This window comes from Niallia sp. FSL W8-0177 (assembly GCF_038006285.1).
GTDB lineage: Bacteria > Bacillota > Bacilli > Bacillales > Cytobacillaceae > Niallia > Niallia circulans_A.
Genome location: NZ_JBBOUX010000001.1, coordinates 3,894,367 through 3,908,128, shown reverse-complemented (window position 1 = coordinate 3,908,128; position 13,762 = coordinate 3,894,367). Strand labels below are relative to the sequence as shown.

12 protein-coding genes and 1 pseudogene are annotated in these 13,762 nt (G+C 37.9%); 10 read left to right on the top strand and 3 right to left on the bottom strand.

What is annotated here, in order from left to right; translation table 11 throughout:
* Positions 1-6: 6 nt before the first annotated feature.
* Positions 7-192, bottom strand: a complete 186-nt coding sequence (locus NST77_RS19000; protein WP_095329534.1) for a 2-hydroxymuconate tautomerase — start codon at positions 190-192, stop codon at positions 7-9.
* 222 nt (positions 193-414) lie between these two features.
* Here NST77_RS19000 and NST77_RS18995 point away from each other — a divergent pair, with 222 nt between their 5' ends.
* The 5 genes and pseudogenes from NST77_RS18995 to NST77_RS18970 all read left to right on the top strand — a co-directional run bounded on the left by NST77_RS18995 (position 415) and on the right by NST77_RS18970 (position 5,110).
* Positions 415-1,053 (top strand): site-2 protease family protein, encoded by a 639-nt coding sequence (locus NST77_RS18995; protein ID WP_171510178.1) that lies wholly within the window; start codon positions 415-417, stop codon positions 1,051-1,053.
* A gap of 103 nt (positions 1,054-1,156) precedes the next feature.
* On the top strand, positions 1,157-1,666 hold the full coding sequence (locus tag NST77_RS18990) for a YwhD family protein (protein ID WP_095329536.1): 510 nt from the start codon (positions 1,157-1,159) through the stop codon (positions 1,664-1,666).
* A 394-nt stretch (positions 1,667-2,060) separates the two neighbouring features.
* Positions 2,061-3,989 (top strand): annotated as a pseudogene (locus tag NST77_RS25965) (endonuclease MutS2).
* Between the two features lie 183 nt (positions 3,990-4,172).
* Positions 4,173-4,592, top strand: coding sequence for a hypothetical protein (locus tag NST77_RS18975; protein ID WP_341123412.1), 420 nt, complete (start codon positions 4,173-4,175; stop codon positions 4,590-4,592).
* Complete coding sequence (locus NST77_RS18970; protein WP_341123411.1) at positions 4,589-5,110, top strand: hypothetical protein; 522 nt, start codon at positions 4,589-4,591, stop codon at positions 5,108-5,110. The genes NST77_RS18975 and NST77_RS18970 overlap by 4 nt, the downstream gene beginning before the upstream one ends.
* 20 nt (positions 5,111-5,130) lie before the next feature.
* Here NST77_RS18970 and NST77_RS18965 read toward each other — a convergent pair whose 3' ends face one another.
* The gene (locus tag NST77_RS18965) at positions 5,131-7,194 is read right to left on the bottom strand and encodes a transglycosylase domain-containing protein (RefSeq protein WP_171510175.1); all 2,064 of its coding nucleotides are present in this window, start codon (positions 7,192-7,194) and stop codon (positions 5,131-5,133) included.
* A gap of 287 nt (positions 7,195-7,481) precedes the next feature.
* Here NST77_RS18965 and speE point away from each other — a divergent pair, with 287 nt between their 5' ends.
* From speE to argS, 5 genes are all read left to right on the top strand, one after another.
* The gene (speE, locus tag NST77_RS18960; protein WP_123260282.1) at positions 7,482-8,333 is read left to right on the top strand and encodes a spermidine synthase; all 852 of its coding nucleotides are present in this window, start codon (positions 7,482-7,484) and stop codon (positions 8,331-8,333) included.
* A 35-nt stretch (positions 8,334-8,368) separates the two neighbouring features.
* Complete coding sequence (gene speB, locus NST77_RS18955) at positions 8,369-9,241, top strand: agmatinase (protein WP_095329540.1); 873 nt, start codon at positions 8,369-8,371, stop codon at positions 9,239-9,241.
* A gap of 434 nt (positions 9,242-9,675) precedes the next feature.
* Positions 9,676-10,776, top strand: a complete 1,101-nt coding sequence (locus tag NST77_RS18950; RefSeq protein ID WP_171510174.1) for an SH3 domain-containing protein — start codon at positions 9,676-9,678, stop codon at positions 10,774-10,776.
* Between the two features lie 622 nt (positions 10,777-11,398).
* The gene (locus NST77_RS18945) at positions 11,399-11,842 is read left to right on the top strand and encodes a DUF1934 domain-containing protein (protein WP_095329542.1); all 444 of its coding nucleotides are present in this window, start codon (positions 11,399-11,401) and stop codon (positions 11,840-11,842) included.
* 2 nt (positions 11,843-11,844) lie between these two features.
* A complete protein-coding gene (gene argS / locus NST77_RS18940; RefSeq protein ID WP_123258498.1) occupies positions 11,845-13,515 on the top strand; it encodes an arginine--tRNA ligase in 1,671 nt (556 codons plus the stop codon).
* Between the two features lie 42 nt (positions 13,516-13,557).
* Here the strand turns inward: argS and NST77_RS18935 are convergent, their stop codons facing one another.
* Positions 13,558-13,731: a hypothetical protein gene (locus NST77_RS18935; RefSeq protein ID WP_164464030.1), complete on the bottom strand. Its 174-nt coding sequence runs from the start codon at positions 13,729-13,731 to the stop codon at positions 13,558-13,560.
* Positions 13,732-13,762 lie beyond the last annotated feature (31 nt).

The window sequence follows — 13,762 nt, the reverse complement described above, 5'->3', positions numbered from 1 at the left end:
CTGCTTTTACTGATCGCTTAGGCGTTTGCCTGCAACAGCATAATGGTTTGTAGGCATTTCTTCAATAAAGACTACTACTTTTTCCTTTGATGCGCCTGTTGTCTCCACAACTGCTTCTGTTACTTTCTCTACTAAATTTTTCTTTTGCTCCTCCGTTCTACCTTCTAACATTTTTACAGTGACATATGGCATTTGTTCAAATCCTCCTTAGTTTTGATTGTAGTTTTTCATATTTCTTGGAAAAGTGCAAGTTTCTAATCAGCGTATATGCATGTAAATAGAGTCTTATGAAGAGGCCAACAAAAGAAAATTTTCCTTTCCAATTTAATATCATGTATAATTTTAAAAGGAAACATTACTAGATAGAGAATATTCATTTTCCATAGAAACTGTGTATAGAGGGGAGCTAATCATTTGTTATTTTCGCAAAATTTGGCGGATTTGCCATATATTATTATTTCCATTGTAATAGGTTTTACCTTCCATGAATTCGCACATGCATTTGTAGCCTATAAATTTGGAGATCCCACGGCGCAAAAGCAAGGAAGGTTAACGCTAAATCCAATCGCTCATATTGATCTCATAGGGGCAATTTTTATCTTAATCGCAGGATTCGGATGGGCGAAGCCAGTACCGGTTAATCGTCATTATTTTAAGCGGCCAAAATTAGCTGGAGTATTGGTGACTTTAGCAGGTCCTGTCAGTAACTTAATATTAGCTTTTCTTGGTTTTATCATTCTTGCAATATTAATAAAGTTACAAGTACCAATGGGAAGTAATTTTGATTTATATCCGTTTTTTGAAATTTTTGTTTATATGAACTTATTACTATTTGCTTTTAATTTGCTTCCTTTGCCTCCTTTAGATGGTTACCGAATTATTGAAGATCTGGTTTCCTCACGAGTCAGAGCAGCGATGTCCAAGTATGAAGTTTATGGATCTATTTTATTTATTGTATTAATTGTTACAGGTTTATCAAGCTATACGATATTCCCTTGGATTGAAGTGATACGATACTTTTTTCTGTCGCTGTTTAATCAATTGTTCTTTTGATTTTACAGAGGATAAAAGTCGGTTTTATATATACGACTAATAAAAATCGTCAAGCTATACCAATCCGCGATCGTTTATAATAAATCGCAAAAGGAGTATGAAAATGGAAGAAAAAAAGAAGAAAACAATAGGCTTTAATATTATTAAAAATGACCCAACCGATGGGCATAAAGGCTTTGGAATTGGCAGTCTTAGTTTAGAAAATGTATCTCCTGTTATTATTGATGTAGAAGAGGGAGAAGCGATCGTTGATATCGGCGCCATGCATGCAAGAAGTGCAGTGGAACGTGGCATCAAATTTTTGAAAACAAAGGAAGAGGTTCCTAATGGCAAGCCTTACTGGTTAGTTTGGGTGACAATTGACCGTAAGCCTGAAGGTCCTTATTATGCTGGTGTAACAGCATGTGAAATGACTGTAGACCGTTCTATTCGAAGAGGTTATAAGTCTCTTCCAGAGCATGTGAATAAGATGGATAAAAGTATGAAAAGACATATTATGGTCGATCATATGGATGAGAAGTCTAAAAAGGTGCTGGCAGATTTTCTGAAAAAACATGATCAGCGACTATGGGATAACTCTGTAGAACAGCTGAAACAAGACTTGTTAGGATAATTTTTTGAAAATGTTGACAATTGAGCGAGGAAATCGATAAACTGAAAGAGAAATTATAATAAATAGCCCTTTTAAAGGAGATTGTTTTATGAGTGTGAGTGTTCTTAACTAACCGTTAATTATATACGGCCTTGAATTTTGTTAAAAAACTGGGGATATACCGGTTTATTTAGCATGGGAATTTCAAGGAAGGTTAAGAATAAGCCTCATAGCAAGCAATAGATGATAAAAAGCTATGGCATATTTGTCATAGTTTTTATTTTTTTATTGTAAAGGATCTCCTACTCCGCTTCTTAAAGTGGATAGGTCTACCCAAAAAGCTAGTGTGAGTGTTTGTTCACGCTGGCTTTTTCTATTTTTAAGGGCTATTGGAAGAAAAATAGGAGGAATTAAAATGAATCAACAGGCATTTGAAGTATTAGGTTTTTATAAAATTTTAGAAGAGATAGAATCCTATGCCAAAACAAATTTAGCGAAAGAGACAATACGAAAACTGCGGCCGCTGCAGGATAAAAGAAAAATGGAGCAGTCAATCAAGGAAATAGAAGAGGCGATGAAAATCATAGAAATATCTAGTAGTGTGCCGATTCATACACTTGATGAAATGTCTATTTATTTAAGCCAAGCGAAAAAAGGGATTTATATTCGGGCAGATCAATTTCCGTTTGTTATTTCCTTTTTGGAACATTGTACAAAGCTTAAACTATTTATGCGGGATAAGGAATATGCGGCACCAAATGTCTCGCTTTATGTTCAATCCATTCCTGATGTTAGAGAGCTTACAGAGGAAATAGCAAGATGTATTAGGCATAGTAATGTGGATGATTATGCTTCAAGTGATTTAGCCTATTTAAGAAGACAGCTGTCCATCCTGACAGATAGAGTAAAAGAAAAAGCGAGCCAATTAGTGAAATCCAAAAAATATGCGAGTTATCTTCAGGACAAAATTGTTTCGGAACGTAACGGTCATTTGACACTCTCTGTAAAAAGAGAATATCGAACAAAAATCCAAGGTAGCGTACTGGATACATCCGCATCTGGAGCAACTGTATTTATTGAGCCAATCTAACTTGCTGACATGCAAGCAGAAATCGAAACCATGAAGCTAGCAGAAGAATCTGAAGTAGAAAGAATTCTATATGAATTAACGGAGAAGCTTTTGGCTGAGGAAGAGGCTATTAATTTAGCGATAGAAACGATGCACTATTATGATGTTTTATTTGCGAAAGCAAAATATAGCCGAGTGATTGCTGCAAAGCCGCCTTTCTTATCAGAAGATTATACGATTTATTTAAAAGAGGCTCGGCACCCAATGCTTGGAGACAAAGCAGTTCCTTTAACTCTTTCATTTGGAGAAGAGCATCGTGCCCTTGTTATTACAGGACCAAATACAGGTGGGAAAACAGTCACATTAAAGACAATTGGTTTATTAACAATGATGGCTCAATCTGGTTTACTAATTCCGGCGAAGGCAGGGAGTAAAATCGCTATTTTTCAACATATATTTGTGGATATAGGCGACGGACAAAGCATTGAACAAAATTTAAGTACGTTTAGCTCCAGATTAGTGAATATAATTGATATCTTAAGAACAACCAATGATCGCTCCCTTGTATTACTTGATGAGCTGGGATCAGGGACTGATCCGGGAGAAGGGATGGCGCTTGCTATTGTCATTTTAGAACAGCTTTATCAAAAAGGAGCAACCTTATTTGCGACCACACATTATAGCGAGATGAAAGAATTTGCAGATCAAACAGAAGGTTTTTTAAATGGAACAATGGAATTTGATATCAATACATTGCGACCAACATATAAGCTATTACTGGGACAAAGCGGAAGAAGCCAGGCGTTTGAAATTGCAAGCAAATTAGGCTTGCACCCTAAGCTCATCGAAAAAGCGCATCAGATAACGTATAAAACATATCGGAATTTCCATCATGACCAGAATTTAAAGGAGCTGGATTTTCAGCAGCAAATTGTAGTCAATAAGTACGCGCGAAAGTCAGTTGAGAAAAAAACGATTAATCCCACTCCATCCCGGGAGCCTATTTTTGAGAAAGGGGATAATGTGATTCTTACAGAAACGGATGAAATGGGAATTGTTTATCAAGGTCCTGATGTACAAGGAAGATATATAGTCCAGGTTCGGCAGGAAAAAAGAACCGTGAACCAAAAACGATTAAAGCTCTATATAAAAGGAACAGAGCTATATCCAGAAGATTATGATTTCGATATTATTTTTAAATCGAAAGAATATCGGAAAATAAACAAGCAGCAAAAAAGAAAGCATGTAGAAGATGTGTGGTTGGAGGAGGAATAGGAGGAGAGACTCGCTGTCTAAGCCCTTTGGGGATAGGAGGTAAGAGGAAAGGGAACAGAGAGAGAGCCTCTGTTCCCGTTTGGAGGAAGAAGAGAGAGAAAAGGGAACAGAGAGAGAGCCTCCGTTCCCGTTTGGAGGGAGAAGAGAGGGAAAAGGGAACAGAGAGAGGCCCTCCGTTCCCGTTTGAAGGAAGAAGAGAGGGAAAAGGGAGCAGAGAAAGGCTCTCCGTTCCCGTTTGGAGGAAGAAGAGAGGGAAAAGGGAACAGAGAGAGGCCCTCCGTTCCCGTTTGGAGGAAGAAGAGAGGGAAAAGGGAGCAGAGAAAGGCTCTCCGTTCCCGTTTGGAGGAAGAAGAGAGGGAAAAGGGAACAGAGAGAGAGCCTCCGTTCCCGTTTGGAGGAAGAAGAGAGAGAAAAGGGAACAGAGAGAGGCCCTCCGTTCCCGTTTGGAGGGAGAAGAGAGAGAAAAGGGAACAGAGAGAGAGCCTTCGTTCCCGTTTGGAGGAAGAAGAGAGAGAAAAGGGAACAGAGAAAGGCCCTCCGTTCCCGTTTGAAGGAAGAAGAGAGAGAAAAGGGAACAGAGAGAGATCCTCCGTTCCCGTTTGAAGGAAGAAGAGAGGGAAAAGGGAGCAGAGAAAGGCTCTCCGTTCCCGTTTGGAGGAAGAAGAGAGGGAAAAGAGAGCAGAGAAAGGCTCTCCGTTCCCGTTTGGAGGGAGAAGAGAAAGGCTCTCCGTTCCCATTTGAAGGAAGAAGAGAGGGAAAAGGGAACAGAGAGAGAGCCTCCGTTCCCGTTTGGAGGAAGAAGAGAGAGAAAAGGGAACAGAGAAAGGCCCTTCGTTCCCGTTTGGAGGGAGAAGAGAGAGAAAAGGGAACAGAGAGAGAGCCTCCGTTCCCGTTTGAAGAAAGAAGAGAGGGAAAAGGGAACAGAGAAAGGCTCTCCGTTCCCGTTTGAAGGAAGAAGAGAAAGAAAAGGGAACAGAGAGAGGCCCTCCGTTCCCGTTTGGAGGAAGAAGAGAGAGGAAAGGGAACAGAGAAAGGCTCTCTGGTACCATTTAGAGGAAGAAGAGAGCTTTCCCCTGTCGCACCTAAACAAAAAAGCATACTCCCCTCAAAATAGCTGGTAGTATGCTTTATCAAGTTTATCCTACCAAGGTAAAATTCGTTTATACCATGGTACTTTTTCTTTTCCTTTTTCCTTATTTGCTGGTTTTTCGCTAGAATCTTCTTTTGGTAAATCAGCACAATATTCTGTTGGTACAGTGTCTTTGGTAAAATACATCATTCTTTTTGTATTACATGCAGCTGATGCGAGTTTGCCGCTCTTAGGATCGATATAAACTCCAACAGTACCTTTAGTAGGTGTAAATCCTTTGATCGGCTCCTTTTTTAAACTTTGTTCCATAAACTGAACCCAAACTTTCTTTGCATATGTTTTATCAGCTGCTAAAGTTATAGGCTCTCCTTGATCATAGCCTGTCCAAACAGCGGATACTAGCTGTGGAGTATAACCAATCATCCAACTGTCTGATTCAGTGGAGCCAGATTTTCCTGCATAAATTCTTGTGATGTCGTCTTTAATAGTACTTCCCGTTACCGAGGCATAGCCATTAAGAGTAGGGTCAAACATGCCTGTCATCATTTGATTCATCACAAACGTTAAATCCGTATCTAAAATCTTTTCTGGTTTTGGCTTATGTTCATAGAGTATTTGCCCATCATTTGTCTCAATTTTTGTAATGAAAACAGGAGATACCTTATTTCCTCCGTTGGCAAATATACTATAAGCATTTGCCATATCAATCACACGAACATTGGACGTTCCAAGAGCGAGAGATGGAACCTCTTGTAAATCGGTTGTAATGCCGAATTTCTTTCCTGTTTTCACTAATGTATCTTGCCCTAAAAAAAGATGGGTTTTAACAGCATAAACATTATCAGAGACAGCTAGTGCCTGTGCCATGGTAATATTTCCATCGGCATATTGATTGTTAAAATTATGCGGGGTATATGGATCTCTCCCATCATCAAAGCGAAAGGTTGTTTGTTCGCTGCTCATCATCGTAGCAGGTGTAAATCCATGTTCAAGAGCTGCATAATACAATAAAGGCTTGATCGTTGAACCAGGTTGCCGAGTTGCTTGAATTGCTCTGTTGAATGGGCTTTCCTCATAATCTTTTCCGCCTACCATTGCCTTAACATTGCCTGTAGTTGGATCCATAGCAACAAAGCCAATCTGTATATTACTAGCCTTATTTATCGTTTGATTAATCGTTTCCTCTGCTATTTTTTGCTGCTCTGTATTCAAGGTTGTATACACTCTTAATCCACCTAATTGAATCGTTTTATCATCTAAGTGAAGCTGGTTTTTTAGAATGTTTTTTACAGTATCTTGAAAATAAGGTGCTGTTTCCACACTAGCATTTGGAAATTTTCCTACTAACGATAGTTTTTCCTTTGCTGCTAACTTTTTATCTTCCTCTGTTATATATCCATTTTCAATTAAGGAATTTAGGATGATGCCCTGTCTTTTCTTCGCATTCTCCATCGATGAAAAAGGAGAATAAATACTAGGTCCCTTCGGAATACCAGCAAGCATGGTTGCTTCTCCTAAAGTTAGTTCGGAGGCCTTTTTTCCAAAGTAATATTGGCTTGCCGCCTCTGCTCCATATGCTCCATGACCATAATAAATAGTGTTGATGTAGCCTTCTAGTATTTCATCCTTTGTATAGAATATTTCTAATCGAAGGGTGTAAAAGGCCTCTGCAATTTTTCGCTTCCACGTCTTTTCATGCTCTAAAAATAAGTTTCGGGCATATTGCTGGGTTATTGTGCTCGCCCCTTGAACTTTTGCCATTGCTTTTATGTCGGCTAAAATAGCACCGCCAATTCGTTTATAGTCAAAGCCGTGATGGGAATAAAAATTTTTATCTTCAATAGAAACAGTAGCGTCTACTAAATAGGGACTAATATCATCAATGGACACCCAATACCTTTTCTGTCCATTGCTGCTTTCGCCAATAATGCTGCCATCATCTGAATAGTAGATTGTTGACTGAGAAACAGCAAGTGGTGGAGGGCCTAGTGTACGAGCATATACATATATACCGATAAAAATGATGCTGGCGGTTATCATGAAAAGAAGCCCTAATATAATCAATAGACGTAAATACTTGCCAGAGTTTTTAAGTTTATTTACAATGACCTCCAAAACATGACACCTCCTAAATAGAAACTTCTTTGTTCTTTTATCACATTAAATGAAAGGTAAATAGATAAAACTAGTATGTGGTAAACATTGGCGTTTTAAACATTTTTATCATGGAATATAAAAAAAATCTTTGCATTTTAACGAATATCCACTATACTTTTTTCGTGTTTGTTATTTGTTTGATTGGGAAGTATAAAAAGAAGATTGTACTCACAAGAAATGAAGAAATAAGGAACTTTTAGCATATAAGAAACTTTATACCAATCAAATGAATGGAGGATATGTCAATGGGAATTTGGTTTACAGAGAAGCAGACCGACGATTTTGGAATCACGATGAAAATCAAGCGTACATTACATACAGAACAAACACCATTTCAAAAGTTAGATATGGTAGAAACGGAAGAATGGGGAAATATGCTATTATTGGATGATATGGTGATGACTTCTGTTAGAGATGAGTTTGTTTACCACGAAATGGTAGCCCATATTCCACTGTTTACACATCCCAACCCTGAGTATGTTCTAGTTGTTGGCGGTGGGGACGGCGGAGTTATTCGAGAAGTTTTAAAGCATCCTAGTGTCAAAAAAGCGACGCTTGTTGATATCGATGGTAAAGTAATTGAATATAGTAAGAAATTTCTACCAGAAATAGCAGGTAAGCTGGATGATCCACGAGTAGATGTACAAGTAGGCGATGGGTTTATGCATATTGCCAAAAGCGAGCACGAATACGATGTCATTATGGTCGATTCAACAGAACCAGTGGGTCCAGCTGTTAATCTGTTTACTAAAGGCTTTTATGCAGGAATAGCGAAAGCGTTAAAGGACGATGGACTTTTTGTTGCTCAAAGTGATAATCCTTGGTTTAAGGGAGAGCTCATTCGTTCCGTGCAAAGAGATGTAAAGGAAATATTCCCGATCACCAGATTATATATCGCCAATATTCCGACGTATCCAAGTGGCATGTGGGCATTTACAATTGGATCTAAAAAGTATGATCCATTAAATGTTCCAGAAAGTCGATTCCATTCGATAGAGACAAAATATTATACGAAAGAGTTACACAAAGCAGCCTTCATCTTACCAAAGTTTGTTCAAGATCTCTGTGAAGGGGATAGCAACAAAGCAAGTGAATGATTGGACTGTCTTTGAATAAAAAGGAGAGATGACCAATGCGTTTTGATGAATCATATTCAGGAAATGTATTTATTAAAAGTTTTCCAAATTATGAAGAAAGCCAAGTAGTATTGTATGGTATGCCAATGGACTGGACCGTTAGCTTCCGTCCGGGCTCCCGTTTTGGCCCAGCAAGAATTCGAGAGGTTTCTGTAGGGTTAGAAGAGTACAGTCCTTATTTGGATAGAGAGCTTGATGAAGTAAAATACTTTGACGCAGGAGATATTCCTTTGCCATTTGGAAATCCGCAACGCAGCTTAGATATGATTGAAGAATTTGTGGACAAAGTATTAGATGATAATAAATTTCCGCTTGGAATGGGAGGAGAGCATTTAGTATCTTGGGGCGTGTTCCAAGCAATGTATAAAAAATATCCAGATTTAGCTATCATACATATGGATGCCCATACAGATCTTCGCGATGAATACGAAGGAGAGCCATTATCTCACTCCACACCGATCAAAAAAGCAGCCAATTTAATTGGTCCAAAAAATGTTTATTCTTTTGGGATTCGTTCTGGAATGAAAGAAGAGTTTCAGTGGGCAAAAGAAGTAGGGATGCATATTTCTAAGTTTGAGGTGCTAGAGCCATTAAAAGAAATCTTGCCAACACTTGCAGGCAGACCTGTATATGTAACTATCGATATTGATGTATTAGATCCTGCGCATGCCCCTGGAACAGGTACGGTGGATGCAGGGGGGATTACTTCAAAAGAATTATTAGCATCCATTCATGAAATAGCACGTTCGAATGTTCAGGTAGTTGGAGCAGATTTAGTTGAAGTAGCGCCAATTTACGATCCATCTGAACAAACAGCGAATACAGCAAGTAAATTAATTCGTGAAATGATTTTAGGGTTTGTAAAATAATATAATTTTGATAAGTGGGGACATAGTTCCAGCTAGAAATAAAGCCAAACAATTGTACCAAAGATTTCATATGGTTGTTTGGCTTTATTATTACTGGTTAGTGGTTTTCCTCCGTAACTGGATGCACTTTACTTACCATCGGAAAAATGGATAAATATGTTAAAATATAGAAAGTGAGAAGTTAATCTATTTAGTAGACGCTTTAAAATTCAACCATTAACTTTAGAAAAAGGCTACTATCAATTTTTACTAGATAAGTGCCGTTTGGCAAGAAAATTCCCCTCGAGATTGGAATGGCAATGAAAATATTGTAGCTTTGTAATGTAGATATTAAGAAACTGAAATAGTGTTCTGCTAGACTACATATGGAGCATTTTGCGCATGCTTGTCCATGAAAAAAAGAAGCTTGATTATACATAGGGAGAAGGATGGAAATGGGAAAAAGGATTTTTGTTCTATTAGTAGGAGTAATGGTTTTATTTGCTGGCTTTCATTCGGTAAATACGGCTCAAGCTGCTAGTAAAAAAACGAAATATGTGACAGCAAGCACTCTTAATATAAGAGGCGGGGCAGGTACTTCTTATAAAATAGTGACAACCGTTAAGAAAAATCAGGCTGTAACAGTAACCCAGACAAAAGGTTCTTGGGATAAAGTGACAGTTGGAAAGAAAACCGGCTGGGCCTCTAATAAATATTTAACGACAAAAAAGCCAGCAGCAAAAGCTACGACATCTACAAAAACGATGTATGTTACAGCAAGTACGTTAAATGTAAGAAGTGGTGCAGGAACTAACTATAAAGTAGTTACGACAGTCAAAAAAAATCAATCTTTAAAAGTATCTCAAACAAAGGGATCTTGGAGCAAGGTAACGGTGGGCAGTAAGACAGGCTGGGCATCAAGTAAATACCTAACAACCAAAAAACCCGCATCACCAAAAAATTTAGCAGCAGGCCTAAAAACAGTAGGAAAAAATAAACAATTGATCCTTGTTACTTCAAATGGCTATAATACATCCTCTGCTGATATTCGTACCTTTGAAAAAAATAAAAAGGGTGAATGGATTCCAGTTTTAACGACAACTGGACATATTGGGAAATACGGCTTTACCTCAAATATGAATGAAGGCGGAAAAAAATCACCCATTGGTAAGTTTACGATCGGAACAGCGTTTGGTACACAAAAAAACCCTGGGACAAAATTACCTTATCGAAAAATAACCAAAGATGATGTATGGGTAGATGATCCGAAATCCAAGCTATATAATACTTGGCAGTCGAAAAAGAAAACAAAAGGTCAATGGAAAAGTGCTGAAAATATGAATGTGCCGGCATATAAATATGGATTTGTTATTGACTATAATACAAAGCGAATTCCTAATAAAGGAAGCGCAATCTTCTTCCATATTGCAAATAGTTATACACTAGGCTGTACAGCAACGACAGAGGCAAATGTTGTGAAAATTTTAAAATGGCTAGATCCATCTAAAAACCCTGTGATTATCCAAACACCAATCAAGGAACTAAGCAATTATTAAAGAGAAGAGGCTGGGACAAAACAAAATATATATTGGATAAAGACGAACAATCTCTAATTCAGTGGTGAAACCAATTCGTTCCATTACACTACAGACACACGATGCGCCGGGGAGCAACCTAAGTCTCCTCGGCTAAAGCCTGTGGAGTCTTAGGCTTTGCTCTGCTTCCCGCAGGAGTCGAGTATCCTCCGTTCCATTTCACTCCTTTTTTAAAGCTTATTTTGTTTTTAAGCAAACTAAAATTACTAGGAAAAAACAGAGCAGACTGAATACACGTAGACTCCTATGGGAGCTGCGAGAAAGTCCAAGACCCCGCAGGAACGAGGAGGCTTGGCGCTCGCCCCATGGAAAGCGAAGTGTATTCAGTCTGCGGGTGATTACCACAAACCTTTTTTCTTAAAATAAATAAAAACCCCCAAACAATTATACGAATATTCTCTAATATGTACGCATAATTGTTCGGGGTTATATTGGGTTGAAATACTTATGTCTCACCCTTTTTACACATGCAGGGTTCTGTCAAGAGAGAATATCTTCGTTCTTTTGCGAACCATCTTGCACTTCCCCTTTAAAAAATTTATACTTATAAAGTTACACAGTAAATGAAAAGGAAGTGTTGTCGTTGTCTCAACCATCAGGGCAACAGGTGCCTGTAAAATTACACGTTACAACACATATATATAATGGGAAAAATAAAGAAAGTATTGAGTGGATTGGGTTTGGTCAATACTTAGAAAAAGATACTAGTAAATATATAAAATATGAAGAAATCATAGAAGAAGGAACCATTAAAACAATTATTAAAATCACAGAAAAGGAAGGACTAATCCTTCGAAGTGGAGCGGTCAAAATGCGCCTTCCTTTTCTTATTAATAAACAAAAGATCGGCAGCTATGAAAGTCCATACGGTGTATTTCAGCTAGTTACCGATACAAAGAGACTTGCGCTAGAAGTGGAACAGCAAGCAACCACAGGTTCATTAGATATTTTATATGATTTAAAGATGCAAGGCAGCAATAATGGAACCTATCATATGACTATTTCATTTAAGGAGGAGACAGAGTAAGAATGAATATTGTAGATCAAATAAAGGACAAGCTAAAGGAAGAAATTAAACAAAGCGTCATAAAAGCTGGATTAGCAGCAGAAGAACAAATTCCAGAAGTAATCTTGGAATTGCCAAAAGATAAAGCCCATGGTGATTATTCAACGAATATGGCGATGCAATTAGCGAGAGTTGCCAAAAAAGCGCCAAGAATGATTGCGGAGGCTATTATTGAGAATTTCGATCAAACGAAAGCTTCTATTAAAAAAGTAGAAATAGCAGGTCCAGGTTTTATCAATTTTTATATGGATAACAGCTATCTAACGGATTTAATTCCAACCATCCTTCAAGCGGGAGAGCAATATGGACAAACTACAGTTGGAAATAATGAAAAAGTACAAGTAGAGTTTGTTTCAGCTAATCCAACTGGCGACCTTCACTTAGGTCATGCGCGTGGAGCAGCTGTAGGAGATTCTCTTTGTAATATCTTAGACAAAGCTGGCTATGAGGTATCAAGAGAATACTATATTAATGATGCTGGTAACCAAATTAATAACTTGGCATTATCTGTAGAAGCGCGTTATTTCCAAGCGTTAGGAATGGAAAAAGAAATGCCGCAAGATGGCTATCATGGGGAAGACATTATCGGAATCGGGAAAAAGTTAGCAGAAGAATATGGGGATAAGTATGTCCATGTTTCAGAACAGGAACGTTTTGACTTTTTCCGTGAATACGGACTGAAGTATGAAATGGCTAAACTGAAACAGGATTTAGAAGATTTCCGTGTAAAATTTGATGTGTGGTTCTCCGAAACATCTCTTTATCAAAACGGAAAGATTGATATAGCGTTAAACAAGTTAAAGGAGAATGGCTATATTTTTGAACAAGATGGAGCGACATGGTTACGTTCTACTGATTTTGAAGATGATAAAGACCGTGTGCTTATTAAAAATGACGGATCTTATACGTACTTATTGCCAGACATCGCTTATCATAAGGATAAATTAGATAGAGGCTTTGAAAAGCTTATCAATATTTGGGGTGCAGATCATCATGGTTATATTCCTCGTATGAAAGCTGCAATCCAAGCATTAGGATATAACAAAGAAGCATTAGAAGTGGAAATTATTCAGCTTGTTCACTTATACAAAAATGGCGAAAAAATGAAGATGAGTAAGCGTACAGGAAAAGCTGTAACAATGAGAGACTTAGTAGAAGAAGTAGGTCTAGATGCAACTCGTTATTTCTTTGCTATGAGAAGTGCAGATACGCATTTAGATTTTGACTTAGATCTAGCTGTATCCCAATCGAATGAAAACCCAGTATATTATGCACAATATGCCCATGCTCGTATCTCTAGTATCCTTCGACAAGGAAAAGAACAAGGAATCGAGCCGAAGGACGAGCTAAATGCTGCACTAATTACGGCGGAAAAGGAATTTGATCTATTAAAGAAATTAGGAGAATTCCCGCAAGCAGTAGGAGAAGCGGCATTAAAGAGAATGCCACACCGTATTACGAATTATATTTACGACTTGGCATCTACTTTCCATAGCTTCTATAATGCTGAAAAAGTATTAGATGCAGACAACTTAGAAAGAACAAAAGCACGTTTAGCATTAATCCAAGCAACGCAAATCACATTAAGAAACGCCTTGGCGCTTATTGGCGTATCTGCACCAGAAAAAATGTAATAAATCAAAAAGAGGAAAGCGAAAATAGACGCTTTCCTCTTTTTAATAAGTTGTTTCTTCAACATTTGCAGAGCTTCCGATTTCTCCTTTTCTTTTTTCTATTCCTATAATACTCTTCAGTCTTTGTAAGATAATATAAGAAATAAATAAAGAGATGATGAAACTGAATATTATATTAGCATTGCTGTCAGCATCGATCATCATCAGCATTTTCATTTGCCTTTATATAGCGCGAAGCATTATAACC

What these genes read in the sequence shown, in the direction of transcription:
- NST77_RS18935 (WP_164464030.1), bottom strand. Translation starts at nt 13,731, where the DNA reads ATGAAAATGCTGATGATGATCGATGCTGACAGCAATGCTAATATAATA.
- speB (WP_095329540.1), top strand. Translation starts at nt 8,369, where the DNA reads ATGCGTTTTGATGAATCATATTCAGGAAATGTATTTATTAAAAGTTTT.
- NST77_RS18990 (WP_095329536.1), top strand. Translation starts at nt 1,157, where the DNA reads ATGGAAGAAAAAAAGAAGAAAACAATAGGCTTTAATATTATTAAAAAT.
- argS (WP_123258498.1), top strand. Translation starts at nt 11,845, where the DNA reads ATGAATATTGTAGATCAAATAAAGGACAAGCTAAAGGAAGAAATTAAA.
- NST77_RS18950 (WP_171510174.1), top strand. Translation starts at nt 9,676, where the DNA reads ATGGGAAAAAGGATTTTTGTTCTATTAGTAGGAGTAATGGTTTTATTT.
- NST77_RS19000 (WP_095329534.1), bottom strand. Translation starts at nt 192, where the DNA reads ATGCCATATGTCACTGTAAAAATGTTAGAAGGTAGAACGGAGGAGCAA.
- speE (WP_123260282.1), top strand. Translation starts at nt 7,482, where the DNA reads ATGGGAATTTGGTTTACAGAGAAGCAGACCGACGATTTTGGAATCACG.